23 protein-coding genes and 1 tRNA gene are annotated in these 26,853 nt (G+C 57.4%); 13 read left to right on the forward strand and 11 right to left on the reverse strand.

Annotation, left to right across the window (positions count from 1 at the left end):
* The first annotated feature begins 235 nt into the window (after positions 1-235).
* From rfbF to MRBLMR1_RS17190, 8 genes are all read left to right on the forward strand, one after another.
* The gene (gene rfbF, locus MRBLMR1_RS17155) at positions 236-1,009 is read left to right on the forward strand and encodes a glucose-1-phosphate cytidylyltransferase (protein WP_148144048.1); all 774 of its coding nucleotides are present in this window, start codon (positions 236-238) and stop codon (positions 1,007-1,009) included.
* Positions 1,010-1,030: 21 nt separating this feature from the next.
* Positions 1,031-1,591, forward strand: a complete 561-nt coding sequence (locus MRBLMR1_RS17160) for a dTDP-4-dehydrorhamnose 3,5-epimerase family protein (RefSeq protein ID WP_148144047.1) — start codon at positions 1,031-1,033, stop codon at positions 1,589-1,591.
* Complete coding sequence (locus MRBLMR1_RS17165; RefSeq protein ID WP_500065367.1) at positions 1,588-2,919, forward strand: DUF4910 domain-containing protein; 1,332 nt, start codon at positions 1,588-1,590, stop codon at positions 2,917-2,919. Before MRBLMR1_RS17160 ends, MRBLMR1_RS17165 begins: the two co-directional genes overlap by 4 nt.
* A complete protein-coding gene (locus MRBLMR1_RS17170; RefSeq protein ID WP_148144046.1) occupies positions 2,916-4,193 on the forward strand; it encodes a class I SAM-dependent methyltransferase in 1,278 nt (425 codons plus the stop codon). Before MRBLMR1_RS17165 ends, MRBLMR1_RS17170 begins: the two co-directional genes overlap by 4 nt.
* Positions 4,193-5,134, forward strand: coding sequence for a DUF707 domain-containing protein (locus MRBLMR1_RS17175; RefSeq protein WP_148144045.1), 942 nt, complete (start codon positions 4,193-4,195; stop codon positions 5,132-5,134). The genes MRBLMR1_RS17170 and MRBLMR1_RS17175 overlap by 1 nt, the downstream gene beginning before the upstream one ends.
* Before the next feature lie 13 nt (positions 5,135-5,147).
* Positions 5,148-6,194, forward strand: a complete 1,047-nt coding sequence (locus MRBLMR1_RS17180) for an NAD-dependent epimerase/dehydratase family protein (RefSeq protein ID WP_148144044.1) — start codon at positions 5,148-5,150, stop codon at positions 6,192-6,194.
* Between the two features lie 43 nt (positions 6,195-6,237).
* Positions 6,238-7,563, forward strand: a complete 1,326-nt coding sequence (locus MRBLMR1_RS17185; RefSeq protein WP_210297761.1) for an FAD-dependent oxidoreductase — start codon at positions 6,238-6,240, stop codon at positions 7,561-7,563.
* Positions 7,564-7,713: 150 nt separating this feature from the next.
* Positions 7,714-9,111: a hypothetical protein gene (locus MRBLMR1_RS17190; RefSeq protein ID WP_148144043.1), complete on the forward strand. Its 1,398-nt coding sequence runs from the start codon at positions 7,714-7,716 to the stop codon at positions 9,109-9,111.
* Here MRBLMR1_RS17190 and MRBLMR1_RS17195 read toward each other — a convergent pair.
* From MRBLMR1_RS17195 to MRBLMR1_RS17210, 4 genes are all read right to left on the reverse strand, one after another.
* A complete protein-coding gene (locus tag MRBLMR1_RS17195) occupies positions 9,102-10,016 on the reverse strand; it encodes a LamG domain-containing protein (RefSeq protein ID WP_148144042.1) in 915 nt (304 codons plus the stop codon). The genes MRBLMR1_RS17190 and MRBLMR1_RS17195 overlap by 10 nt on opposite strands.
* A 363-nt stretch (positions 10,017-10,379) precedes the next feature.
* Complete coding sequence (locus MRBLMR1_RS17200; protein WP_148144041.1) at positions 10,380-10,688, reverse strand: hypothetical protein; 309 nt, start codon at positions 10,686-10,688, stop codon at positions 10,380-10,382.
* Positions 10,689-10,804: 116 nt separating this feature from the next.
* Complete coding sequence (locus MRBLMR1_RS17205; protein WP_343062393.1) at positions 10,805-12,121, reverse strand: polysaccharide biosynthesis/export family protein; 1,317 nt, start codon at positions 12,119-12,121, stop codon at positions 10,805-10,807.
* A 33-nt stretch (positions 12,122-12,154) separates the two neighbouring features.
* The gene (locus MRBLMR1_RS17210; RefSeq protein WP_183684982.1) at positions 12,155-13,279 is read right to left on the reverse strand and encodes a glycosyltransferase; all 1,125 of its coding nucleotides are present in this window, start codon (positions 13,277-13,279) and stop codon (positions 12,155-12,157) included.
* Positions 13,280-13,558: 279 nt separating this feature from the next.
* On the opposite strand from MRBLMR1_RS17210, the gene MRBLMR1_RS17215 reads away from it, so the two are divergent.
* The 4 genes from MRBLMR1_RS17215 to MRBLMR1_RS17230 all read left to right on the forward strand — a co-directional run bounded on the left by MRBLMR1_RS17215 (position 13,559) and on the right by MRBLMR1_RS17230 (position 19,248).
* The gene (locus MRBLMR1_RS17215) at positions 13,559-14,257 is read left to right on the forward strand and encodes a sugar transferase (RefSeq protein WP_500065372.1); all 699 of its coding nucleotides are present in this window, start codon (positions 13,559-13,561) and stop codon (positions 14,255-14,257) included.
* Positions 14,258-14,480: 223 nt separating this feature from the next.
* On the forward strand, positions 14,481-16,520 hold the full coding sequence (locus MRBLMR1_RS17220; protein ID WP_148144039.1) for a glycosyltransferase: 2,040 nt from the start codon (positions 14,481-14,483) through the stop codon (positions 16,518-16,520).
* Positions 16,517-18,160, forward strand: coding sequence for a Wzz/FepE/Etk N-terminal domain-containing protein (locus MRBLMR1_RS17225; RefSeq protein ID WP_500065373.1), 1,644 nt, complete (start codon positions 16,517-16,519; stop codon positions 18,158-18,160). The genes MRBLMR1_RS17220 and MRBLMR1_RS17225 overlap by 4 nt, the downstream gene beginning before the upstream one ends.
* Positions 18,157-19,248, forward strand: coding sequence for a glycosyltransferase family 2 protein (locus MRBLMR1_RS17230; RefSeq protein ID WP_500065375.1), 1,092 nt, complete (start codon positions 18,157-18,159; stop codon positions 19,246-19,248). The genes MRBLMR1_RS17225 and MRBLMR1_RS17230 overlap by 4 nt, the downstream gene beginning before the upstream one ends.
* A gap of 11 nt (positions 19,249-19,259) precedes the next feature.
* Here MRBLMR1_RS17230 and MRBLMR1_RS17235 read toward each other — a convergent pair whose 3' ends face one another.
* From MRBLMR1_RS17235 to MRBLMR1_RS17255, 5 genes are all read right to left on the reverse strand, one after another.
* Complete coding sequence (locus tag MRBLMR1_RS17235; RefSeq protein WP_148144037.1) at positions 19,260-20,030, reverse strand: ABC transporter permease; 771 nt, start codon at positions 20,028-20,030, stop codon at positions 19,260-19,262.
* A gap of 66 nt (positions 20,031-20,096) precedes the next feature.
* Positions 20,097-21,203, reverse strand: a complete 1,107-nt coding sequence (locus MRBLMR1_RS17240) for an RkpR, polysaccharide export protein (RefSeq protein ID WP_148144036.1) — start codon at positions 21,201-21,203, stop codon at positions 20,097-20,099.
* A 242-nt stretch (positions 21,204-21,445) separates the two neighbouring features.
* Entirely contained in the window at positions 21,446-22,105 is a 660-nt protein-coding gene (locus MRBLMR1_RS17245) for an ABC transporter ATP-binding protein (RefSeq protein WP_148144035.1), read from the reverse strand.
* Complete coding sequence (locus MRBLMR1_RS17250) at positions 22,102-22,872, reverse strand: ABC transporter permease (protein WP_148144034.1); 771 nt, start codon at positions 22,870-22,872, stop codon at positions 22,102-22,104. Before MRBLMR1_RS17250 ends, MRBLMR1_RS17245 begins: the two co-directional genes overlap by 4 nt.
* A gap of 185 nt (positions 22,873-23,057) precedes the next feature.
* Entirely contained in the window at positions 23,058-23,414 is a 357-nt protein-coding gene (locus tag MRBLMR1_RS17255) for a hypothetical protein (RefSeq protein WP_148144033.1), read from the reverse strand.
* A gap of 262 nt (positions 23,415-23,676) precedes the next feature.
* Here MRBLMR1_RS17255 and MRBLMR1_RS17260 point away from each other — a divergent pair.
* A tRNA-Pro gene (locus MRBLMR1_RS17260) sits at positions 23,677-23,753 on the forward strand.
* Positions 23,754-24,336: 583 nt separating this feature from the next.
* Here MRBLMR1_RS17260 and cysN read toward each other — a convergent pair.
* Positions 24,337-25,854: a sulfate adenylyltransferase subunit CysN gene (gene cysN, locus MRBLMR1_RS17265; RefSeq protein ID WP_148144032.1), complete on the reverse strand. Its 1,518-nt coding sequence runs from the start codon at positions 25,852-25,854 to the stop codon at positions 24,337-24,339.
* A gap of 1 nt (position 25,855) precedes the next feature.
* Complete coding sequence (gene cysD, locus MRBLMR1_RS17270) at positions 25,856-26,809, reverse strand: sulfate adenylyltransferase subunit CysD (protein WP_148144031.1); 954 nt, start codon at positions 26,807-26,809, stop codon at positions 25,856-25,858.
* Positions 26,810-26,853 lie beyond the last annotated feature (44 nt).

The following is a 26,853-nucleotide window of genomic DNA, read 5'->3' on the forward strand; positions in this document are numbered from 1 at the left end:
GCGATGGCCATCAATATCTGTCGGATGATGGATAACCTGACCCAATTGTCTGGATGATGTTTTTATTACTGTCGAGTTCTTCTTTAAAGCTTAACAATAAATAAAAACTCTTGCTCGCTCCGTTAATTTATGTTTTGCTTGGGTCATCACGTGAAATTGCCAGCATTCGAGTATCCTTAGTATTTCAATGTGAGATCCATTTGCGGCTCTCACAGAGCGGGTGGCGTGTTTTACTATGAAAGCTGTAATTTTGGCGGGAGGTCTTGGAACAAGACTTTCCGAGGAGACGTCGACTGTACCAAAGCCTTTGGTTGAGATAGGCGGACAGCCAATTCTCTGGCACATCATGAAGATATACGCCGCTCATGGCGTGAAAGACTTCATCGTGTGCTGCGGTTACAAGGGGCATCTGATCAAGAAGTTCTTTGAAGACCTGCGTATGCGTGGATCGAGCGTGACTTTCGATCTTGCAACATCGGAAGTTACCTATCTCGACCCGCCTTGCGAAGATTGGCGCGTCACGTTGGCGGATACGGGCGCAGATACGATGACCGGCGGCAGGCTTGCCCGGGTTCGGCATCTTCTCGGCAACGAGCCGTTTTTCATGACCTATGGCGATGGCGTCGGTGACATAGACCTGACCGCGCTTCTGAAATTCCACAAGGACCACGGCAAAAGCGCAACCGTGACTGCCGTGCAGCCGGTCGGCCGGTTCGGTGCCATGTATCTGGAAGACGAGGATCCGCGCGTCCAGTCCTTCAATGAGAAGCCAGAGAATGGCGGGACCTGGATCAGCGGCGGTTTCTTCGTCCTCAACCCGTCCGTGCTCGGGCTGATCGAAGGCGATGAGGTGATGTGGGAGAGAGGTCCCATGGACGAGTTGGCCAAGCAGGGCGAGCTTATGGCTTATCGCCATCGTGGCTTCTGGCACCCGATGGATACGCTGCGGGACAAGACGGTGCTTAACGAGATGTGGGCATCCCGTTCGGCTGAGTGGAAAGTCTGGTAGCCGCAGGCTTGAGGAGGCGTCATGAACTTCACCTCTCTCGGCGGCTCGGATGCGAAACTTATCGATCTGAAGGTTCACGGCGATAGCCGCGGCAGTTTTGCCCGCACATGGTGCACGAAGCTTTTTGATGATGCCGGTGTCGTGTTCACGCCCATTCAGGGAAATACGTCCCTGACGAAAACGCGCGGCGCTGTTCGCGGCATGCATTTTCAAAGGGCACCGCATGCTGATGCCAAGGTCGTCCGCTGCAGTCATGGGCGTATCCATGACGTGATCGTCGACCTTCGCGAGGGATCGAAGACATTGGGAGAGAGCTTCCATGTCGAACTCGGTGCCGACGATGGAAGGATGCTGTTCATTCCGGCCGGTTTTGCCCACGGGTTTCAGGCGCTGAGCGAGGACGCGATCGTAGAATACCTGATGGGTGATGCCTATTACCCGGAACTTTATGACGGAGCGCGTTACGATGACCCGCTCCTGTCGATCGAATGGCCGGAGCCGGTGACGGAAATCTCCGACAAGGATCGGGAATGGCCTGATCTTCTGGCGAGAATGCCCTGGCTCCAACGGAGCGCCGCATGATGCTGGATGGTGTGTTCAAGACTGCAGGCAATGACGACGGTGGCATCCTGCCGCCGCTCGACATGATGTCCTTGCTTCGCACCCTGTTTCCGTTGCCACGCAGCCTGACGGGGAATGGCGTGCGCGCAACGCTGCAGGCAGTGAAGCAGCATATCCCGCTCGATATCCACGAAGTTGCCACCGGCACGCAGGTCTTCGACTGGGATGTGCCGCGCGAATGGAACATCCGGGCAGCGTCGATCAAGGCGCTCGATGGCCGTGTGCTCGTCGATTTTGCCGATAACAATCTGCATGTCGTCGGTTACAGCGTGCCCGTCCGCGGCACGTTCACCCGCGGGCAGCTGGCCGCGCATATCCACACGCTGCCAGACCAGCCGGAGGCCATCCCATACCGCACCTCCTATTACGCCGAGAACTGGGGCTTCTGCTTGCCGCATTCGCTCTGGCAGACGATGCCGGACGAGGATTACGAGGTCGAGATCGATAGCGCGCTGGCCGATGGCGCGCTGACCTATGGCGAGTTCCTCATTCCCGGCGAGACAGATCAGGAGATCCTGATCTCCGTGCATGTCTGCCACCCGAGCCTCGCCAACGACAACCTGTCCGGCATCGTCGTTGCCACTGCGCTCGCAAGACATTTCCTGGCGCAGCCGAAGCGCCGCTTCGGCATCCGTTTCCTCTTCCTGCCGGCCACCATCGGCGCGATCACCTGGCTGGCGCAGAACGAGGATCATCTCGACCGCATCGCCCACGGCCTTGTCCTGACCTGCATCGGTGACGATGGAGCGTTCCATTACAAGAAGACTGTCGACGGCGCGGTGGTCGATCTCGCGGCCGAGCATGTGTTGCGGCATAGCGGGCATGCGTTCGGAATGCTCGAATTCTCGCCTTATGGATACGACGAGCGGCAATACGGCTCCCCTGGTATCGCCCTTCCGGTTGGCTGCCTGATGCGTGCCATCCACGGCACTTTTCCGGAATATCACACCTCGCTCGACAATTGCGACTTCGTCACATCGGAGGCGCTCGACCAGTCTTTCCACCTTCTGGTGGATCTTATCGACCTGCTTCAGCGGAATGCCACCTATCGCCGCGTCGACGGCAGGGGCGAACCACAACTCGGGCGCCGCGGGCTTTATCGCGCCATAGCCGGGCAGAAGGAAGCAGGCGGTGCCTCGCAGATGGACCTGCTCTGGGTCCTGAACCAGTGCGACGGCAACCGCTCGCTACTCGATATCGCGGAACGCGCCAAGGCGCCGTTTTCCAGAATACGTGCAGCCGCAGATCTATGTTTGAACGCTGAATTAATCACGGAGGTTCGGCCATGACTATCGCAAGCATTCAGGTGGAAGCATCAACGCCGAAGTCCGGCCGTATCACAGCCTGCAGGTCCTGCGGCGGAAATCATCTCGATACGATCCTCGATCTCGGCAATCAGCCGCTTGCAAACGCGCTGCTCGAACCCGAACAGCTCGGCGTTCTGGAGCCGCTGTTTCCGCTGGAAGTGGTGCTCTGCCAGGAATGCGGCCTCTTGCAGGTCAGCGAGGATGTGCCGCCGGAAATCCTTTTTGGCCAGGATTATCCGTATTTCTCGTCCTTCATTCCGGCCCTTCTTGCCCATAGCCGCGAACACGCACTCGATCTAATCGCGGAACGGGGTCTGGGAGCCGACAATCTTGTCGTCGAGATTGCCAGCAATGACGGTTATCTTTTGAAGAATTTCGTCGAGCACGGCATTCCGGTCCTCGGCATCGATCCTGCCGGCGGCCCGGCCAAGGCGGCGATCGAGATCGGCGTGCCGACGGTCATCGATTTCTTCGGCAAGGACGTGGCAACGAAGCTGGTTGCCGAAGGCAAGCGCGCGTCGGTCATGCTGGCCAATAACGTGCTCGCCCATGTCAACGACATCAACTATTTCGTCGAAGGTTTCGCCATTCTGCTGGCCGATGACGGCATTGCCGAATTCGAATTCCCTTACGTCAAGGATCTGATCGAAACCTGCGCCTTCGACACGATCTACCACGAGCATTTCTTCTATTATTCGCTGGCAGCCCTCGAACCGCTGATGGGCCGTCATGGGCTTTATCTCAACGATGCCAAGAAACTCGATATCCATGGCGGCTCGCTGCGTTTGCGGGTCTCCAAGACCGAGGGCAAGTCCGAACGGCTGCAGAAGATGCAGGCGGAAGAAGATGCGATGGGCCTGACCGGCTTCGATTGCTACCGTGATTTCGGCCTGCGCGTTTCCGGCATCCGTGATGACTTGCGGAAGATGCTCGGCGCCTTCCGTGAAGAAGGCAAGACGATCGCCGCCTATGGCGCGGCCGCCAAGGGTGCGACGCTTCTGAACTATGCCGATCTGCCCGCCGGTACGATCTCCTATGTCGTGGACCGCAACACCCACAAGGTAGGCAAGTTCATGCCCGGCGTTCGCTTGCCGATCCGGCCGGTCGAGGAGCTGGTTACCGCGCCGACCGATTATCTGCTCATCCTGCCCTGGAATTTTGCCGACGAGATCGTCGCCCAGCAGGCGGATTACAAGAAGAAGGGCGGAACCTTCCTCAAAGCCATTCCCTATCCTCAGGAGATCGAGGTGGGCTGATGTCTGACGCCAACAAAGTCCGTAACCTCGTATTCGCACGCGTCGGCCGCCTGTCGCTGCATAGCAACTGGCTGGTCGAGCCGAAGGCGTCGCGAAACTGGGATTTGCAGCTGAGCACTTATGACGAGCAGCAGTCGGATCTCGATGACGGAGACTTTCCGCTCTCCGTCGACACCGGCACGAAATGGGATAGCGCCTGTCGCTACCTGCGGGCCAATCCCGATCTGCTTGACCGCTACGACTACATCATGTTTCCCGATGACGACCTGCTGTTCGAGCCGAATGGCCTGTCGAACCTGTTCGACCTCATGACGTCGAACGATCTGGATATAGGCCAGCCGTCACTCCTCCCGTCGAGCCATATTTCCTATCCGGTCACGGCGCATTGCCCGGGTTTCACGCTGCGATATTCGAATTATGTCGAACCGATGTGCCCGATTATCCGCACGGATTATCTGCGCACGCTCCTTCCCATCCTTGCCCGTTGGCCGACCGGCTGGGGGCTGGATGATATCTGGGCCATGATGATGGCAAAACCGGCCTATCGCGCCGCCTTCATCGATGCCTCGCCGATCCTGCACACCAGGCCGCTTTATACCGGCGCCGTCTACAAGACCTTCGAGAGACTGGGCATGAACCCGGAGGGCGACCTGAGGGAGGTCAGAAGCACGTTCCGGGGCGTGCCGCAGCCGAAACTGATCTATGGCGGCATAACCGATGGCGGCCGCAAGGTTAGCCATCTCGCCGCCAATATTCGCAATGGCCTGCATCTCCTGCGCGCCGCAAGCGCAATGCGCAAACCGCGCGAAGCCCGAAGGGCGGGTTACGGCATGCTGATACGCACGGTCACCCAGATCGGCTACCGGCCGGTGCAGCTTGAAAAGGTGGTCGGGGCGAGCCCCGCCGTCACCGTTCTTTCGACAACCACAACCACAAGATAGAGGCGGTTCGTATATGCGTATCCTGATCACCGGAAATATGGGTTATGTCGGCCCGGTCGTGGCAGCACATTTTCGCTCGGTCTGGCCGGACGCGGAGCTTATCGGGTTCGATACCGGTTATTTCGCCCAATGCCTGACGCTGCCTGATGAATTTCCCGAGCGTGTGCTCGACAAACAGGTCTTCGGCGATGTCCGTGACTTTCCGGTGGAATTGCTCGAAGGCGTGGATGCGGTCGTACATCTTGCAGCGCTTTCCAACGATCCGATCGGCGCCCGTTTCGAAAAGCAGACGGAAGGCATCAATTACCGCGCCAGCGTCGATATCGCCACGGCAGCCGCTGAGGCAGGTGTGAAGAGCTTTGTCTTTGCCTCCAGCTGCAGCGTCTACGGCTTTGCCGAGGGTGGGCCACGCAAGGAAAACGACACGCTGACACCGCTGACCGCCTATGCAAGGTCCAAGATCGCCACCGAACAGGCGCTGGAACAGCTGGAAGCGCCGGACATGGCGATCACCTGCCTGCGCTTCGCCACCGCATGCGGCCAGTCCCCGCGGTTGAGACTAGATCTGGTGCTGAACGATTTCGTCGCAACGGCTCTTTCTACCGGCGAGATCAAGGTCCTGAGCGATGGCACGCCCTGGCGCCCGCTGATCGATGTCAAGGACATGGCGCGCGCCATGGAATGGGCAATCAAGCGCGATAGCGACAATGGCGGCCGCTTCGTGTCGATCAATGCCGGCCGCAACGAGAACAATTATCAGGTCTTCCAGCTTGCCGAGGCCGTCGCCCAGGCGATCCCCGGAACGCGCGTCTCGATCAACAAGGACGCACTGCCGGATCTGCGCTCCTATCAGGTGGATTTCACCCGCTACGCCAAGGCAGCCCCGGACCACCAGCCGGCTGTCTCCCTGTCTGAATCGATCACGCGGTTGGTCGACGGTTTGACGAGTGCAAAACAGGCGGGACGTGAAGTCATTCCGGCTGCGGCCAAGCGACTGACCACGCTTGAACGCCTCATGGATGCGGGGCGTCTGTCCGACGATGTTCGCTGGGTAAACTGAAGCGCCGAGACCAAAAGAGACGAGTGGTGATAAGGGAACGATGATGGAGCATCAGGGATATGCGATCTTGGGCAGCGGAATGGCCGGGTTCGGCGCCGCCAACGTTCTGTTTGCCAATGGCATACGGGCCAGGATCTACGACAAGCGCTCCAGGCCGGGCGGCCTGACCTCGAGCTTCGGCAATGGTGACGGCTTCGTCTTCGACGAGGGCGTGCATATCTCGTTCACGAAAAATCCTCGCGTGAAGGATCTGTTTGCTGAATCGACCGGCCAGAAATTCGAGGTCGGCAATGTCTATTGCAACAACTACTGGCAGGGGCACTGGATAAAGCATCCCGCCCAGGTCAACCTTCACGGCCTGCCGGCCGAGCTGGTGGTCAATTGCATCAAGGATTTCATCGAGGCGCGCCAGATCGAAAACCCGAAGATCACCAATTACGAAGACTGGCTGCTGGCCGCCTTCGGCAAGACCTTCGCCGAAACCTTCCCGGCAGTTTACACCCGCAAGTATCACACCACGGATGCCAGCAACATGTCGACGGACTGGCTGGGACCGCGTCTCTATCGCCCCAATCTGGAAGAGGTGCTGCGCGGCGCGCTGGAACACGAGCCGCTCGACGTTTTTTACGTCAATGAGTTCCGTTATCCGACGGAAGGCGGCTTCGAATCCTTCATCAGCGGCTTTTACGACAAAGCCGAAGTGCTCTGCGACCACGAGATCGCGGCGATCGACACGAAGGAAAAGCAGCTGACATTCAAGGACGGCACGACGCATGACTTCAAGAAGCTGATTTCGTCCCTGCCTCTCCCGATCGTCATTCCGCTGATCAAGGGTGTGCCTGATGATGTTTGCGAAGCTGCAGCGAAGCTCGCCTGCACCCAGGTCGTTGTCGTCAATATCGGGCTCAATCGCCCAATCGAGACCAAGCCGCAATGGTCCTATTTCTACGATGAGGACATCCCGTTCGCGCGCGTCAGCTACCGCGGCAATCTTTCAAAGAAAAGCGTTCCCGATGGCTGCGGGGCTCTGCAGGCGGAAATCTACTTCAGCGAAAAATACCGGCCGCTAACCGGCAGCCCGGACGAGTGGATCGAACCGGCCATCGATGCGCTGATAAAGTCCGGCATCGTGCAGTCGCGCGCCGAGATCATTCACAAGAGCGCAATCATGTTGCCCTTTGGCAACGTGATCTTCGATCTTGACCGAAAAGCCGCCGTCGAAACCGTGCATGCCTATCTCGACGAGGTGGGCATCGAATATTGCGGTCGCTTCGGCCAGTGGGGCTATATCTGGACCGACGCCGCCTTCCTGAGCGGTGAACGAGCCGCACGTGCAGCGCTCGGGCTCACCGGCACTGTCGAGGAGTAGAGCAATTCGCTTCAAGGTGGGAACCGGTTTTACGGCCGGAATTGCGTCAGAACAGGGAGATGGAGCGATCTCGCGTTTTGAGGAAACGCGGAAACGCACTCGCTCGACGGCGCGCCAAACTCACTTCACCACAACGGCGAGGTTGCTGCGATGAGTATTCCGCCCGTCGGTATCTTCACGCTTGTCGTCGGCATCCTCTGCCTGATATCCGGTTATCGCGCCACAGCGATTGCCTTCGGCGTGATGACCATATTCGGCGGAGCGGCTGCGGTGATGATCGGCGGGGCAGGCATTCAGCCCGGCCATCTCTTCGTCGGCTTCCTGGCGCTTGCGACGCTCTCCTACCGTGAGAAGATGAAGGTTGCACTCGACGCGCTGGCCTTTCCGCAACCCGCTTTCTGGCTTCTCTGCCTTCTGACCTATGGCGTGCTTGCAGGGTTTTTCGCTCCGAGGCTGTGGGCGGAGACGATGAACATCATTCCGCTTGGCTCGTCGGAATATCCCGAGACCGGCGGCGCGGTGCCGCTCGGTCCGGTTTCCAGCAATCTCACCCAGGCCATCTACAACACCGCCAATATCGTGACCTTCGTCATGATTGTCGCGATGGCCTCTACCATGGCAGGATTTCGCGCGGCGACCGGTACCGTCTTGGCCTTCTCTTCCGCCAACCTGCTCTTCGGCATTGCCGATCTCGTCACCTACGGAACCCCGATCCAGGAACTCTTCAGCTATATCCGCAACGCACCTTATGCGTTCCATGACGAGGCGATTGTCGCCGGCGTCAAGCGCGTTGTCGGTTCCTGGCCGGAAGCCTCCACATTCGCCGGTGTCAGCCTGGGCGTGGTGGGTTTTGCCGGAACGATGCGCATTTGCGGGCGCTACAGCAAATTGACAGGTTTTCTCTTCCTGCTGACATCGATCATGGTGATCAGGTCCACTTCGTCCGCCGGCCTGTTCGGTCTGCCGGTCTGCCTCGCAATCCTTTACATGACCTGCTTTTTCCGCTGCGGCGGCCAGTCCGGCACGCGGATCAGTGGCGGCGTCGTCCTTTTCGCGCCGATCATCCTCGTCCTCATCGGCATGATGATCGTTATGAACGAGGATCTTTTCCGCCAGCTTTATGCCTATTTTGATCTTCTGCTGTTCAGCAAGGCGAACTCTGCATCCGGCATCGAACGGGGCATGTGGAATGCCTATGGCTGGAGCAATTTTATCAACTCTTATGGCCTCGGCGTCGGGCTGGGCACATCCCGCACATCGAGCTTCATTATTGCGCTTCTTTCCAATGTTGGCATTCCGGGTGTGATTTTCTTCGGCCTGTTCTTTTTGTCTGCCTTTTACACCAGGCGGGGAACGCCGCGGACATTCGACAGTGATGTCCGGCTTGCCGGCCGCAACGGCTGCCTTTGTCTTCTCATCGGCGCTTCGGTGTCGGGATCAACCGTGGATACCGGGCTTTTGTTTTTCGTCATGGCAGGGCTTGCGACAGCGGTGCCGGCCGAAGAGCGTGAGACGTCTTGCGCGCCGCCGGTGCCTGCTCACGCATAGACCTTCACATAGTCCACTCGCATCGATGTCTCCATGTGTTCGGGAAGCAAGGGGTCCGGGTAAGGCACGTCCGCACGCAGCGCGAGGGTCACGAGCGGCCAGAAGAGATCGTTATTGGCCTTGATTTCTGCAGCGCGCCCGATCGGCCAGACGGTCGGCCGGCCGCTCGCGGGATCGATCACTGGCTCACGTTCGAAATACGGCCTGCATTCGCTCTCGGTCACCAGCATCCCGTATCGACAATATTGCGTCGTCATGTCGACCGGCGTCCTGACGCCGACTTCGGCGTGCCGTTCTCCCGGCTGGCCCCATTCGTGCAGGTAGGCACCGTAATTCGTCGGCTCGAACCCCTTCTGCTCGACAACATCGATCTCGATGCTGGTTTTCGGGAAAAGAATGCTTCGGCCATTCATCAGCCAGAAGGCGGGCCATGTGAGCGGATGTTTGGGAAAGATCATCCGGGTCTCGAAATAGCCGGTCCGCCATCCCTTGAGAATTGTCCCGTCTCCGCGGGCAGTCTGAAGATTGCCTGAAATCCATTGCTTCTGCGGATCCCCGTTGCCGTAATAATGCGGCACGGACATTTGCCGTCCGATATATTTTGCCGAGATCTGCAGCGCCTTGCCGTTTGCCGTCGCGTCGTCGTCGACGATTGCGTAAGGATTGAAGCCCTCCTCGCCGGTGCTGCGGGCAAAGGCGGAATTGCCGTAAAAGCCCGGATCGAATGTCGTGGCTTTCCGCCCGGCTTCCCAGATCGTCCAGTCGATCGTTCGGAATTGCTCGTCAAAGATCAGGCGGCGTCCGCTGGTCGGGTCACTTGCTGCCAGCGCCCGGCCACCCAGCATCACCCCGGCCCCTGCCAGTACCGATGCCTTGACGAATGTTCTACGCGGCAGCTTCGACATGTCCGATCCTATCTTCAAGGAAGTTGAGTGTGTCCTGGCAGGTCAGCGGCTCTGGGATGATCGCTTGGATATATCCGTTTTTATTATCCGTATTTTCCGATGTTCGTGAAAGGGAGGTGAATGCTCCATAGATTGATCATCGGTTATTCAGTGTTTCTGTATGTATTGATAGGTTAGACTAGCGATAGACACGGCGTCTATCGAAAATAAACGTCGATACGTATATTTGATTGTCGTATGAAGACTTAGTATATCCCAGGCGCATGGGATGGAATTCGATTGCGAAATTTGAATATTTGCTTCGAATAGGCCGAAATTATCCGCATCCGGCCCGAACACGCCTTCGGCTATCTGCCGCGCTGGTCAGGGGTGTTGCTGATCGTGAAGATATTTGGTGCCAGATTCCAGCTCCGAATGCCGGTGCTTGGCTTTATGTGCCCGGCTATGGGCCACGTAGCGTACGAAATGAGAGGCAATATAACCAGCGCCAAGCGCAGTGCTCAGCATCATGATCCATATGAAGGTAGATGCCAATGAAAGTCCCGACAGGACTGCGGTCAAGAGATAGACAATCGCAACAAACACGGAAAGTATAGTAAAGACAACGACATGAAGCCAGATTCCACAAACGGCGCCAATGGCGGCAGAAAGGATCAGGACCCAAATAGCCATTCATTACTCAATTTTAATTAGGATTCTCTAATATTAATATCGCATGTCTAGGCGTGTTCGATCAAGCCCCGAGCGCTGCCGTGGCGAGTTTTCCTCTCTATTAGGGTTGATGCCGGTTATTGCGAGGCGCCCCCGTTTTGCGTCACCGCATTTTGTTGAGGCTCGACACGAATGACGTCGCCGGGCTGAACGGCATCGTCGTCCTTGACCACGAATGTCTCCGTCGCACCGTTGATCGTGCGGCTGATTTTCGTGATCGTACGCGGGCGGCCTTCGGCATTCAGCGCGGATAGGGCCGCCGGCACGCGCATCTCGATATTCAGGAGCAGTGCCTGCGAGGTTCTCATCTTCTCGTCATTGGCTGCAAGCTTGTCTCTGAGCTCTGATGCTTCCATCAGTGCGGATGCCTTGAACTTCTCCACGACGGCCAATGCGTCCTGGTCGAGTTTCGTCAGATCCTGCTGAGTAGTCAAAAGTGCAAGCGATACGTCGAGATTGCGGCTCTCGAGATCCGCGAGATTCTGGTTCGCGCCAAGCTGGCGTGATGACACGGTCAGCCCTTGTGATACCAGCTTGTTGACCGAACTCAGATCCTTGTTGGCGAGATCGATCTGCTTCGTCAGCGACGCTTCCTTCTGCTTAAGTCCTTCGATCTGGTTCTTGGCAAGAACCTTGGACTGTTCCAGCGCGGTAAGATCGGAATCCATAGAGCGCAGGCGGCTGTCCAGAAGCGCCTGCTCGTTTCGCATCACCTGCATCACGGCGGTCTGGGACGAGCGCTCCGTCAGTTCGCGGGGAAAGCTGATCTTGACGTTCTTCGCCAGCATGGCATCCACGCGGGCTTGTCTCGCCAGGAGACCAAGCCGCTCTGCTTCAAGCTCCCGCATCGTGCCCTGGTTCACAAGGGCCTCGCGCTGAACCTCCATGACCCTAGGATCAACGCTTCCGCTTCCTCCAGCCATGCTGAGCGCCTGGGTTACGGTAAGGCCGGGGAGGAAATTGAACTTGCCGGGTGTCCCAACTGCGCCGGTAACGAAAAATGGCCGGTAGCTGGAGATTTCGATCGATGCATTCGGCCGTTTCTGAAGACCGATCTGGGCCTGAAGTTGCTCGCCGATGATCTCGGAAACTTCCTCTGGTGTCTTGCCGGCAACCGGAATTGTACCCACGATCGGCAGTGAAAGCGTTCCGGAGGCCGAAACCGTAAATTCTCCCGTCAGCGGCACCCACTCATATGCGATACCCGCACTCGGCCGCCATTCGAAAACGCGGATCTTCAACACGTCGAGCGGACCGAGAAGATATGTGGCTGCAAGGGCTTGCCCGATGGTCGATACGAGCATGCCCGAGGCAAGCGCAACTATCCAAGCGCCTGCGGAGAAGGAAAAGAATGCTTTGCGGTTACGGCGGCAGGAGGAATTGGTATGCGTCACGTTCCCTATGCTCCTTCGGCTATTTCACCTGTGTCATGCTATCTGTGCGGGTCTCACGGCCGGCGGCGGCTCCGTGCCGAGGGCCTTGTACGCAAAGTTACTGAACTTCCTGATGAACACAGGTGTTGCGAAATCTGCAGCGCGTGTCACTGCATCGGCCGGATCGAAGTCCATGCGCTCCAGCCGATCAATTGCGTCGATAAGCGTCTCGACGGTTTGATCCTTGAAGAATACGCCTGTCCTTCCATCGATGACCGTCTCGGTTGCTCCACCGCGCCCAAATGCGATCACAGGACGACCGCTCGCCATGGCTTCCAGTGGGACTATACCAAAATCTTCCTCACCCGGAAAGATCAGGGCTCTGCACCGTGCATAGTGATACTTCAGCACGTCGAAGGATTGTGAGCCCATGATCGTCACTGTCGGGCCGGCTATCTTGCGAAGATAGTCCAGCATCTCGCCGCCGCCGATGACGACGAGTTTTTTCTTCATCAGATTGAAGGCCTCTACAGCCAGATCCGGCCTCTTGTAGCCGACGAGTTCGCCCACCATCAGATAGTAGTCGCCGACCTCCTGCATGGGCACCGGGCGGAAAGCTTGAGTGTCGACAGGCGGGTGGATGACATCCGCATCCCTGCGATAATAGCTTCTGATCCGGTTGGCGACTGTGACCGAGTTGGCGGCGAAATGATCAACCCGGCTTGCCGTTCCGATATCCCACGCCCGGAGGCGATGCGCGAGCGGCGGCATCATCAGCCGCGTCATTATACCTGACTTCCGATAGTATTCGTGATACATATTCCAGACGTATCGCATCGGAGAATGACAATAGCAGATGTGAACGGCCGGAGAATTCGGAATAACGCCCTTGGCAGGGCCGGATTCGCTACTGATGACGAGATCATATTGACTTAAGTCCAGCTGCTCCAGCGCCATTGGCATCAGGGGAAGGTACTTTTTATACATACGCTTTGCATACGGCAAAGAATTGATGAACGTCGGGTAAATTGTATGTGAATTGATCGCAGCTGATATGGAAGCCTTGTCATATACATGTGTGTAAATGTCAGCTTGAGGGTAAATCTTGCAGATCGCCTCAAGGACTTTCTCGCCGCCTCGCATTCCGACGAGCCAATAGTGGATAATTGCCACACGCATGAACCACCTCACGAGAATCGTTATATTCTATAAATCGTATTAGTTCCGAGAGTTCTGAGGATAAACCTGTAATTTCGGTTGTTCCAAAGAAGAACTAAGGGAGAACGGTCCGGAAAGTTTCACTAAAGACTTTCTGGAGTTTCTAACATTTTTCAATAGACTACAGTCAATAAATATATTGTCAAACTTTTAAGCATTTGTTAGCAATGATTAACAGTGCTACGCAGTGCATGCAAATCGACTGACCTTTAATCACATCTGCTGATATGGAGTGCGTCAATGCGTGACGTCAATGTAAACGCCGGCGAAAGTGGCATTCAGCGATTATTTGTTTTCGACAAATTCAAGTTAAGGCTGTCTCCTAGGCTATCTTTATTTGCAAAGCGTGCTTTAGATATTTTTTTGTCTCTGACAGCTTTGTTTGTTCTTGTGCCATTAATATTTATAACATCTCTCGTATTGCTGCTGATCCAGGGAAGGCCAATCTTCATAGCTCATAGCAGGATTGGGCGAGGCGGGGGTATGTTCCCATGTCTTAAGTTTCGCACCATGGTCAACAATAACGAAGCGTTGCTTGAAAAATACTTGGCGGATAATCCTGCGGAGGAGGCGGAATGGGCGGCCACGCGCAAGCTGAAGAACGATCCGCGCATCACGCCGTTCGGCGCTTTCCTGCGCAAGAGCAGCATTGACGAGATTCCGCAGCTCGTGAACGTCGTTCTCGGCCATATGAGCATTGTCGGTCCTCGCCCGATCGTTCCCAGCGAGACGGTTTATTATGGCCAGAACTACGCCGATTATATTCGCGTGCGTCCGGGTCTGACAGGATTGTGGCAGGTTAGCGGGCGAAGCGATGCAGATTATGTCAAGCGCGTGCAGCTCGATGCGCTGTATGTCGCCAATCGCAGTCTTGTCGGCGATCTGGTGATTATGGCCAAGACCATACCCGCCGTGTTGAATGCGCGTGGAAGCTATTGAGGAGTAATGCCTTTTGGCATTGCGGACATCATTCGAGCGCTGGTTGGGTCCGGTAATATATCGTCGAAAAATCGGGGTGTATTCCCTTCGTGATTAACTATTTCAACTATTTAGTGCTGAAACTGGAATTTATCGTGCTATTGTTATTGAAGTATCCGGTATTTTTACTGGAACAGGATTTCAACAATAGTTTCTGTAGCAGGGAAGGCGTTGGAATTTATCGATGGGCCTGAAGGATAGTTTCGCAGTCAACGGCCGCTTTCTGACCCAGACGCCAACCGGCGTGCAGCGCTACGCCTTGAATGTGCTGAAGGCCCTGGATGAGGCAAGCGGTGGCGGGGCGGTCGCTTCGCTTCTTGTTCCTTCCGGCGCTGCCGATCCAGGTCTGCACGTTTTTTCGCGGATTGAAGTCGCCAGCCGCCTCAACGGCCATGCGTGGGAACAATGCGTTCTGCCTTGGAAATGGCGTGGCCCCTTGCTCAATCTCTGCAATACGGCTCCTGTCGCCAAGAAGAACCAGATCGTCTGTATCCATGACGGCAACGTTTTTGCAGCTCCTGACAGCTACAGTCTGGCGTTCCGGACGGCCTACAAGTCCATCCAGCCGGTGCTCGCCAGACGGGCGATGCGGATCGCGACGGTTTCGCATGCCTCGGCGCGCCAGCTTGCCCGCTACCTGCCGATAGAGGCAAAGGATATCGCCGTCCTGCCGAACGGCTACGAACATGTCCTGCAATGGAATGCCGACGCGGCCACCATCGCGCCGGGGATCGTTCAGGCGATCGCAGAGCGGTCTCGCCGGTATGTTTTTGCGCTCGGATCCCGCGCAAGGCACAAGAACCTGGCGCTTCTGTTCAAGATTGCCGCGGAACTGGATAGGCTTGGAATAGATATTGTCATTGCCGGGGGGGATTTCGGTATTTTCAGCGAAGGCGCGGCCGGGCAGCACGACAATGTCATAATGGCCGGCCGGGTTTCCGATGACGACATCGCCTATTTTCTGAAACATGCCCTGTGTCTTGCCTTTCCCTCCCTGAATGAGGGTTTCGGCTTGCCCGTCGTCGAGGCGATGGCACTGGGATGCCCGGTCATATCGTCTTACCATTCGAGCATGGCCGAGGTCTGTGGCGATGCCGCGCTGATGGCTTCGCCCTTCGACCCGGCTCAATGGATAGCTTATGTCGAGGCCCTGAGGGACTCTGTTTCGCTGATGGACGACCTGCGTGCGAAGGGTTTCGTCCAGATGCAGAAATTCTCCTGGCGCGAGACCGCTGCAGGATATTGCGAACTGCTTGACGAGCCGACGGCCCGCCTGGCGCCTCCTGCGCCGGCAGCGCCGCCCATTGCCAGGGTTGCTGTCGCCATCGCCACCCGCGGTCGTCCGGTAGTCGTGTCGCAGACCGTCCGTCACCTTCTGGAAACGCAGACATTGGCGCCCGAGCGGGTAATCCTTTCCTGCGTGGACAGCAGTGATGCTGGAGATCTTGCCGATGATGATCGTGTAGAGGTGCTCACCGGGAAGGCGGGCTTGCCGGCCCAGCGCAACAACGCTCTGGATCATTTGCCAACGGGAATTGACGTTCTCGTGTTTCTGGACGACGATTTCGTTGCCGACCCGAACTGGCTTGCCACCGCGGCGCGCGCCTTTGCGGACGAAAGCAGTGTGGTGGGCTTTACGGGGCGTGTGGTCGCCGATGGTATCAAAGGGCCGGGCATACCCTTTGCTGAGGCGGTCAAGCTTGTCGAAGAGGCCCCTGCGACTGAGGGATCGGTCTGGGAGCGTCCCTTCAGCCCCTACGGCTGCAACATGGCGTACAGAGTATCGGCGATAGGCGATAATCGCTTCGACGAGCGTCTCGTTCTTTATGGCTGGCTGGAGGATCGCGACTTTGGTGCATCGCTGGCGAAAAAGGGCGGGGACCTAGTCAAATGCGCCGAAGCCTATGGTGTTCACATGGGAGTGAAGGTCGGCCGGGTCAGTGGCCAGCGCTTGGGATATTCGCAGGTAATAAACCCCGTTTATCTACGTCGGAAGGGAACGATGACGACCAAACAGGCGATCGGCCAGATCTGGCGCAACATGTCGATGAATTTCGCAAAGTCCGTGGCCCCGGAACCGTTTATCGACCGGCGGGGCAGGGTAAAGGGAAATCTAGCAGCCTTGGCTGATCTTCTGTGCGGTAAAATCAACCCGGAAAGAGCGGCCTCTCTGGATGTTCCGCCCACCAAACTCGAGCGCCTTGGCGGAGGTGCCGCACGATGACTTTTGACAGACTTGGTCCCGTCGAGCGAGCGTCACGCATCTGGCCTATAGATAACGTGGCAAAGGATAACAGGGTCGATGGCCCTGTGATGTTCCTTAAACTGGTTTTTGTCATAGCGTGGCGATACAAGCTTCGCCTGCTTGCCTGCATGTTTTCAGGTGTCATTGCCGCAGCGCTTTACGCGCATTCTCTGCCGCGCACCTATGATGCGACAGCCACGATCTTGCTCGAACCGCGCCAGTTCGCCAATGCCAGCTCGATATTGCAGCAGGGGCTTGATCTGAACAGCGCCGAAAGTGAACTGCAGATCATTCTCTCGGAGCGGCTTCTCTCGGCAGTTTTCGAAAGCCTGAAATTGTATGAAAGCCCGGAGCTTGCGCCCCAGCCTGTGAGCTTGCTCAAGTCGGCCATTACCGGCCCGATCGAGTGGGTCCGGTCGACTTTCTCGGGGCAGCCCGCGGAAAATAACGCCACTACGCTCACCCAGAGCCCCGAAGAAAATCTCAAGCGCGTTGCCTTCGCCAACTTCGTTGAGAGAGTGTCCGCACGCCGTGTCGGCCAGTCCTATGTTGTTGCGGTCGGTTATTGGTCCACGGACCCAACCCAGCCCGCGCGCGTCGCCAATGCCATTATCTCCGGTTACATCCTGCAATCCGTCACCTCGAAGGAACAGGTTGCCAGCGCCGGAACCGAAACCCTGCAGGGGCGGCTTGATGCATTATCCGCCCAGATCGCGACGGCCACGCAGGCGATGAAGGAAGGCACGCTGCCAAAGGCCGCGACACCGGATGCCGATGCCAAGATCACTGGCGCCGCACTTCCCCCTCTTGCTCCGTCAAGTCCAAAAACCTCTCTTATCGTGGCATTCGGCGGCGTGCTGGGATTGTTTTTCGGTATGGCTGCGCTGGCCATGAGCATTGCTTTCGATCGCAAGGTCCGCAGTCCCAAGGATCTGGAAACTGAAACCGCGATGCCTTGCATGGCTCAGATACCGGAGGTCGGAGGCAGATTGCAGCTTGCGACACGGGTCGGGGCCGGACAGCGGATGCGGCGCCACGCGGCGGCCATCCGTGACCTGCGCACCTTGATCGATATCTCCTATACCCACAAGAAGGCCGACAAGAACGCCGTGATCGCGCTGGCGGGCTATTCCCGTGACGCGGGCGGATCGGCGCTCGCGCTCAACCTTGCAGATATGCTCAATCGCAGCGGACGTCCCGCAACCGTCTTCTGGTGCGGTGAACAGACCAGGGGCGTATCGGGCGGCCCGCTCGCATCGCTTGCAGATGCCGCCATTTCGGAAGCGGATATCGCGGAGATAACTTTCGAGCGGCGGGACGGCATTGCAATTTTGCCGGTTCTCTCCCGTGATGCGGTGACCAATATCTATTCCAATTTCCGTCACCCGCGCATCCGCGAGATCATTGAAGCGGCGCGTCAGAAAGGTGATGTTATTATCGATCTTCCTGAATTGGATAGTTCGTTGGACGCCCTGGCTCTTGCGTCTCAAGCCGATGTCGTTGTCCTCGTGACGCGATGGGGTCGCACGACGCGTGAAGCCGTCAAGAGCGCCGAGCAGCAGCTGCGCAGGGCCGGAGCCAATCTTGTCGGTTATATCATCAACAGGCAACGGTCATGACCGACGACATTGCCTTGAAAACGCTTGAGTCTATGGTAGCGGGTCAGGGCAAAAACATTTCCATGGATACGCGGGGTGCCGGCTCTCCCAAATTGGCGGTCATCGTTACCTGCTGGAATTATGCCGATTATGTCACCGATGCCATTGAAAGCGTTTTGAGGCAGGGTCGCCGGGATTGTGAACTGGTCGTCATCGATGACGGATCGACAGATAATTCCTGGGACGAAATATGCCGAACTGGCGTCCGGGCGTACCATATCGAAAATGCCGGGCAAAGGCTCGCCTGCCTTCGCGGGCTACAGGAGACGACGGCCCCTTTCGTCCTGTTTCTCGATGCCGATGACGAATTGTTGCCCGGCGCGCTGACGGAAGTCCTCTGGCACCTCGACAAGGATGTGGCGAAACTTCAGTTCCCGTTGCTGAGGATGGATGCGCGGCGGCGGATCATGAGCGGTCCCGTCCCACCGCTTTCCGATTTTCGTGAGAGGGAACTGCTCGTCCGGGAAGTTCTGAAGACCGGATACTACACAAGCCCTCCGACATCCGGAAATGTGTTTCGCAGGGATGTCTGCCAACTGATAGAAGGAGCGGATTACGAACGCGCTGTCGATGGCGTCATCCTGTTCGTGGCTCCTTTCATGGGTGACATCATAAGTCTTTCGAGGCCGCTCGGCCTTTACCGGGTGCATGACCGTAATGATTCTGGTTTCAGCAGTGAATTGAACCCGATCCCGCTCAAGCGCGAGGCGGAGCGTTTCGAGCACCGGCTGGAGCATCTTCGCTCGCTTCTTGATAAGACAGGTCTCGGATCCCGCCTGGTGACCGCCAATCGCGCCTATTTTCATCAGGAACGAAGCTTCTATCTGGCCATTGCAAACAGCGCACGTGTCGGGCTGCGCCAGCTCCTGTTTCTGCTGTCGCTTTTGTGGACCTATCCGTATTCCGCCAAGGTCAAACTGTCGATGACAGTCTTTTTTGCGCTAACCTTCATGCTTTCATCCGAACGGGCAAAGCGCGTCATCAATTATCGCCTGCAGGCGCACAGCAGGTCCGCCATGGGACTTATCAAGGCAATTTTCCGGCGTTAGCCATCCACGTTTCACTCGCGGGCCCGGGCAACCGGGAAAACCGTGAAGAGAAGCATTCCGACAAACAGAAGTCCTGCCGATGTCGTGATAAGAAACGGCATGTCCAGCCCGGTGTCTCCGTGCTGGACGTAAAATCCATCGCGGAATAGCACGACGACCTGGGTTATCGGATTGGCAAGGAGCACGTCCGAGAACGGATGCGGCATATGCGACGGCACGTAGAACACGCCCGATAGCAGGAAAAGCGGCCGCATGACGATGTCGAAGATCTTCTGGTAAAGCGGAAACTTGAAGAACAGCACGGTGTTGCCGAGCGCCACCCCGAGCGCCATGATCCAGGCAAATGCGATCGCCTCGACGATATAGGCCCACTGGATGGTAACCGGCTGGTTCGTCGTCCACAAAGCCGCATAGAGAATGATCCAGGTCACCACGCAGGACGTCATAGCCTGCAGGATGAACCGCGAAATCACCGCATCGAATGGCGATACTTTCGGGTAGCTCATCAGAGCCTTGTTACCGCTGATCGCTGAGACGAGATAACCTTCCATGCCCTTGTACATGCTGAAGGCAAGGTAGCCTGTGGCATAAAACAGGGTAAAGCTGGTCCCGAGCGCCGGCAGTCTTCCAAGTGACCCCAGAAGCAGCGACATCAGCCCGATGAAGGCAACAGGCTCCAGCAAGGCCCACACATAACCACCCGGGCTCCTGCCGTATCGGGTCGCAATTTCGCGGATCACGAAAGCAGTGACGATGCGGATATGGGTGGTCAGGTAGTTCAAGGACGTGCCTCGTCTGCAGGCGAATGAATGGCCGGCGGTGCGGGTTTCCGGACCGCCGGGATACCGTCAGTGTCGGTCGCGGATATTATAGAAGACCATCACGGCAACACCCCAAAGCAGTAAGCCCGCCAGTGTGACCAGGATCGGGTTCAGCAGGCGATGCGGATATTGTGCCATCTGCGACAAGGTAGGTTTGATGAAGACCGCAAGATAACGCTGTTTCGCCCCCGCTTCTACACGGGCCTTTTCGAGAGAGGCGAGCGAAGCCGTATAGGCGCGCTCGGCAAACTCGTTCTGTGTCTGGATTGATTCATAAAGCGCGATACGACCGGCAACATCGGTTGCCTGACCTGTCGAGCGACCGCCTTTTCCGGAAGCGCCGCTACCGAAGCGCTGGCGTTCCTTTGCAATCTGGTCTTCCAGGCTGGAGATCTGCGAACGGATGAGGCGCACGCGCGGAGTGTTGCTGCCCATTTGGGTCAGTGCTGTCGAAAGCTCGGTCTTGAGCTTGACCAGCTGTTCTTCGAGCGAGCCGATCAACTGGGCCGCGAGCTTTGCACCTTCGACCGGGTCGGCTTCCTGCGAGGCGTCGCGATAGCTTCTAAGCGACGCGCGGGTCTGGGTTAGGCGGTCTTCGGCAGTCTGAACCTCGTCCCGTGCCGTCTTGAGCACTTCGTTGCGGGCTGTCAGCGACAGGTCGTTGATCAGCTTTTCGCTCTGGGCGATGACGAAATCGGCAACCTTCTGCGACATTTCCGGGCTGAATGCCTTCACCTGCAGGTCCATGATGCCCGAGGTCTGGTCGAAATTCACGGTCACCATGTTGCGCCAATAGGCCAGCCTGTCTTCGATCGGCATATCCGGGCTGATACCATAGAAGAAATCCATGCCCTGGCGTGCAAATACCGCATCAAGGCCAAAGGCCTCGTCGACCATCTGCACCATCCGCTCGCTCAGGATGAAGTCGACCAGTACGTAGGAATCGGACAGCGTGCTGCCGGATGAACTTTGCGAGAACATGCCGAGCAGGTCGCTCGACGGCGCGGCTTCGATGCTGCGCACGGAGAAGGACGAGAAGCTGTGATACTGGTCGGCCGCGATGAAGGCCATGTAACCGGTGCTGACAACTGAAGGCACTGCGACCAGGGCGAGAAAACCGCCAACGATCGCCATATGCCGCGTTTTCAGTGCTGAGAGCCAACCCCGCTTGGCAGGTTCTGGCGATGCGGGGTCTATCGTGATCTCAGGCGATGCCGGTTGAGCAGGCTGGACAGACGGAGCCGGCACGGACGCAGGGCGTTCGAGCAGCGATTCCAGTAGGCGCAGGTTCCTGCTCTTCGGCGCGGCTTGGCCGTTCTCGGAGGGCAGAGCAACTTGATTGCCTGATACGGTGTTTGGAGCCGTCTGGTTCAAAGTCAGTGCCTCTTCATATTGCTTTCATGCACGGCGATGGCCTCGTTGATGTCATCATAGTAGGTCATCTGTCCATTTTCCAGAACGATGCCGGTCTGGCAATAGTCGCGCAACGTTCCGGTGCTGTGGGAGACCATGATCACGTCGGAATTGCTCAGCTTTTCCTTGAAGGTCTGCTGCGATTTCCGCTTGAAATTGGTATCGCCCACGGCGGTGATTTCGTCGACCAGATAATAGTCGAAATTGATTCCCATGCTCACCCCGAATGCCAGCCTAGCCTTCATGCCCGAAGAGTAGGTTCTGACAGGCGCATGGTAGAATTGCCCTAGTTCGGCGAATTCGGCAACATAGGCAACCAGCTCGTCGGTATTCACGCCATAGATGCGGGCGACAAAGCGGACATTCTGCTCGCCGGAAAGATTGCCCTGGAAGCTGCCCTGAAAGCCCAGCGGCCAGGAGATTTTTCCCTGCCGGATGATGCGGCCGCGGTCGAGTTCGAGCGTACCTGCGATAATCTGAAGCAGCGTCGACTTTCCCGCGCCGTTACGGCCCAAAAGCCCGATGCTCTTGCCACGCGGAAAGGTCACCGACACATTGTCGATGATCATCTTTCTCACGCCTTTCATGCGCACCTCTTTGGTTGCGCGCTCCAATCGGATCATCGGTCTCTCAGCCTTCCCCTGGATGTCGTAAATAGCACAAGCCCAATGAATACCAGGCAGGCCGCGACACTCCAGACATAGAACCCGTCATATCCGGCTGCCCGGTATTGCGGATAAAATCCGGTCCTGAATTGCATGACGATATGAGCCAAAGGGTTAAAAAGTATCACATCCTTGGCGATCGGTGGCAGTGAATCCGGCAGGAAGAATACGCCGGAGACGAGGAAAAGCGGGCGGGTGACGATGCCATAAAGCTTTTCGTAGATCGGGTACATGACGAACAGCACTGCATTCGCGAGCCCAATGCCGAGCGCGATCAGGCTCGCCGCTACCATTGCTTCTAGGATAGGCGGGAGATGGATGGAAACGGGATGGCGGACCGTGAACACGATATAACCGAGCACAACGATGGCGACGATTGTCGTCGTCACGATCTGCAGCACGTAGCGTGCAGCAACCGTGTCGATCGGCGCCACGCTCGGATAACTGAGCAGGGCCTTGTTGCCGCTGACGGCGCTGTTCAGATAGCCGGCCAGCGCCTGGTAGAACTGAAAGCCGATATAACCGGTGGCAAAGAACAGCGGGAAGCTGGTTCCAAGCGGCGGCAGATGGGCGATCGCCATGAAGATGACGGACAGGAAGACGATATGGCTGACCGGATCGAGGAAGGCCCAGAGATATCCGCCCGGCTTTGCTCCGAAGCGCGTCGACATTTCACGCATTACCAATGCGCTGACGACACGAGCGTGAGTTGCTAGATAGGACAAGCGCGTCTGGGAACCCTGGTTGAAGAACGGCCGGAAACTGACGCCAAATTATGTCAAATCGGCGGTTTATGCTACCAAAAACAATGGCGGCTCCAGACGGCTACCCTGATTTGCAGCCATCGCGCGTGTTCTGAAGCGTAGCACCGGTCCGGGGAGCGGTGCTACGCAAGTCTCTACAGGTGCTGTTACGCGCCGGCCAACAGTTCCTCGCAGTAGCTAGGTCCGGTTGCGCCGGGGCGGTCGGCGGTGATCTCGATATTGCGGATCGTATAATCGGAGGAAACGGTGATCTTGGCCGAGCAGCTGACGCTGGCGCTCTTGCCGTTCTCCAGCTTGATGCGCTTGTAGCCGCCGCGCCAGCTATAGACTGTGCTGGAACCGGACGTAACGTCATCGAGCGGCGGATTGTATTTTGCAAAGAACTCGCCGGCAGAGTGGCCGACCCAGCGCTTGGATATCGGGCTGTCGGTTATGGTAACGGTCGTGCAGCTGGAAAGTGCAAGCGCGAGAAGGGCGGTCGATGCGATGAGGCGGCGGCTCATGATCCGTGAAAATCCTTGTGTGATGGGCTGGTCCCCAAGCAATGCCTGCGGGACATATGTCATGTTCCAGCTAGCAGATTTTCCTGGCTAACCGCGAGATCACGGGACGGCTTTGACATCAAATTCTTGAAGCGCCGCTTTTTTGCAACGGATTCACGGCAGTTCCACGAGGTGCGACAAACGAATTAAGCCTTGTCACATTTTTTTCGAAAACGGTGCTTGTCGAAGGAAAAATGCTGTTCTATAGAGGCGCCACTGGTCACGGAGTGTAGCGCAGTCTGGTAGCGCACCACGTTCGGGACGTGGGGGTCGCAAGTTCGAATCTTGCCACTCCGACCAGTCAAAAGCCTTTCCGAGCAAAGGTTGCAACTCCCGAAAGACTTTCTCCGAAGAATTCCTTTTCTGATAAACTGACCGATTGCGGACTGTTTCATCGCTTGGGCTTAAGAACGCGTTTGTCGGCGCGATCTGAACGTCTCAGTTTGCATGTATGCACTCTGTTTAAACCCTTTCGCTGCCGCCTTGCACTACCGCTTCCGAGATCGATGAATCTCGAACCAGCAGGTCCTGTATTCTCATTTTTGGGAACAGCTGAAGAGACCTGGCGTTATCAGCCCATCGAAACCGATGGAGGTGACTATGCTTAAAGGTATCGCATTGTGGGCAATGGGAGTTCCTATCTTTGTAATCGTTCTGCTCTACATGTTTGTTTTCTAGCCGCAGCCACTTGTTGCGCCATTGAGCAAAAGCAGCTCAGCCTAGCATTATCGGCTGCAAAGCAACGAACGCAGATGAAAAGGCCCGCTTTCGCGGGCTTTTTTGTTTCGGTAATTTGTGATCTGAGAGCTACTGGCGCTGAGAGTTACAGCGCGCTTGTCGTAACAGGAAGGCGGCTTGCGCCGCCCTCATGACATTCTTGCAGTCAGATATCGCTTCCGGCATTGGAGAAGAACTCGGCTGCTTCTGCGGCCGTCAGTCTCCTGATCTCCGCTTCGTCGCGGCGTGATGCGAACAGTTCGCTTGCCATCAGTTGTTCGGCCAGATCCGCGGGCAGCGAAAGCACGATGCGCTGTTCACCTTCCTTGCCGCGATGGATGCCGCCGACATCTGCGCGCTTCGCGGTAACCATGCCGCCGGCAACCGTATTCAGCGTGTCGGGATCGATCAGGACGAAGGCGCCGGTGGCGCGGTTCTGCTCATAGGCATCGAACACCGCCGGTTCTTCGAAGGAAAGATGCACCTTGCCGATCGCGTTCATCGAAAGCAGCGAGGCATGCGGCTTCCACTGGCCGGTCGAAAGATCGAGCTGCGACGTGGGTTCGATCGTTACCCGCTGCCGGCGCGAGCCGCTTTTCAGCCAGTAACGCTTGCCCGGCTCGATGCCGCCCGGCTGAAGCGACACGAGCTGCGCGTCGAAGGATGTGCCGGTCATCGGCTGGCCGTCGATGGAGACAATGATGTCGCCACGCGACACATCCACCTGCCGGTCGAGAACGAGCGTGATCGCATCGCCGGCGACTGCTGCATTTCGCACGAGATCGAAGGTGACGATCTGCTTCACATTGGCGACGGTGCCCGAAGGCAGGATCGCAACCGAGTCACCCGGCTTGATCGCGCCGCCTGATACCGTACCCTGATAACCGCGAAAACTCTCGCCGGGGCGCACGACACGTTGCACGGGGAGGCGGAAACCGCCGGCCTGGGTGGAACGGCTGGTGGCAAGCTCCAGCGCTTCGATCAGCGTCGGGCCTTCATACCACGGCATCGCCTGATTGCCTGAGAGAACGACATTCTCGCCCTTCAAGGCAGACATCGGAATGGCGGTGATCTGCCGCACACCGAGTGCCAATGCGAATTCGCGGAATTCGGCCGCGATCTTTTCGAACACTGCCTTGTCGTAACCGATCAGGTCGATCTTGTTGACCGCCAGCACGAACTGCCGGATGCCCATCAGCGCCGCGATCGTTGCGTGCCGACGGGTCTGTTCGAGCAGGCCGACGCGGGCGTCAGCCAGAAGGATGGCGAGATCGGCGGTAGAGGCGCCGGTCACCATGTTGCGGGTATATTGCTCGTGGCCGGGTGTATCGGCGACGATGAAGGAGCGGCGATCCGTGGAGAAATAGCGATAGGCGACATCGATCGTGATGCCCTGTTCGCGTTCCGCCTGCAGGCCGTCGAGCAGCAGCGCGAAATCCGGCAGGCCGAGATCGTTCTGCGCGCCACTGTCACGCGCAAGCGTCGCCGCCTGGTCTTCCTTGACCGCCTTGGTGTCCCAGAGAAGCCTGCCGATCAGGGTCGACTTGCCGTCATCGACTGAGCCGCAGGTGATCAGGCGCAGCGGCCGCGTATCGCGCGAAACGCGGGCGGCGGATTCGGCGAAGGGAATGACATTCGCCGAAGCAGCGACGGGCGTAGTTGTGGCTGTAGCTGTGGCGCTCATCTTAGAAATATCCCTCGCGCTTCTTCTTTTCCATGGAGCCGGACTGGTCACGGTCGATGGCGCGGCCCTGTCGTTCGGAAACGGTTGCGATTTCCAGTTCCGCGATCACCTCTTCGAGGTTGGATGCCGTCGAGCGGATCGCACCGGTGAGTGGGAAGCAGCCGAGCGTGCGGAAGCGGATCATGCCGTGCTGGATTTCTTCGCCGGGCTGGAGTTCCAGCCGCGGATCTTCCGCCAGGATCATCATCCCGTCGCGCTCCACATAGGGGCGCTCGGCGGCGTAATAGAGCGGCACGAGCGGAATGTCTTCCGCCTGGATGTATCGCCAGATATCGACCTCGGTCCAGTTCGACAGCGGGAAGGCGCGAACGCTCTCTCCCTTTTTGATCATGCCGTTATAGATGTTCCAAAGTTCCGGCCGCTGGTTGCGCGGGTCCCATTTGTGGTCCGGCGTCCGGAACGAATAGATGCGTTCCTTGGCGCGGGAGGCTTCCTCGTCGCGACGGGCGCCGCCGAAGGCCGCATCATAGCCGCCTGCATCGAGTGCCTGCTTCAACGCTTCCGTCTTCATCACGTCGGTATAGAAGGCCGATCCGTGGGTAAACGGCGTGATGTTTTCTTCGGCACCGCGCTTGTTGGTATGGACCACGAGATCGAGGTCGTATTTTTCGGCGATCTGGTCGCGAAACTCGATCATCTCCTTGAACTTCCAGGTCGTGTCGACATGCAGAAGCGGGAAGGGGACGCGGCCGGGGAAGAAAGCCTTGCGTGCCAGATGCAGCAGCACGGATGAATCCTTGCCGATCGAATAGAGCATGACCGGGTTTTCGAACTCCGCGGCAACCTCGCGAAAGATATGGATCGCTTCGTTTTCGAGGGCTTTCAGATGCGGATCGAGCGGCGGGCGGGAAACGGGTGGGTTCCTGATTTCCGTTTCCTGTGCAGACAGGGACATTTCGGTCTCCGGTAGATTTTGAATGTTACACACAAAGAGTGGGG

Origin of the sequence: Neorhizobium sp. LMR1-1-1.1 (assembly GCF_040675795.1) — a bacterium.
Classification (GTDB): Bacteria; Pseudomonadota; Alphaproteobacteria; order Rhizobiales; family Rhizobiaceae; genus Neorhizobium; species Neorhizobium cellulosilyticum.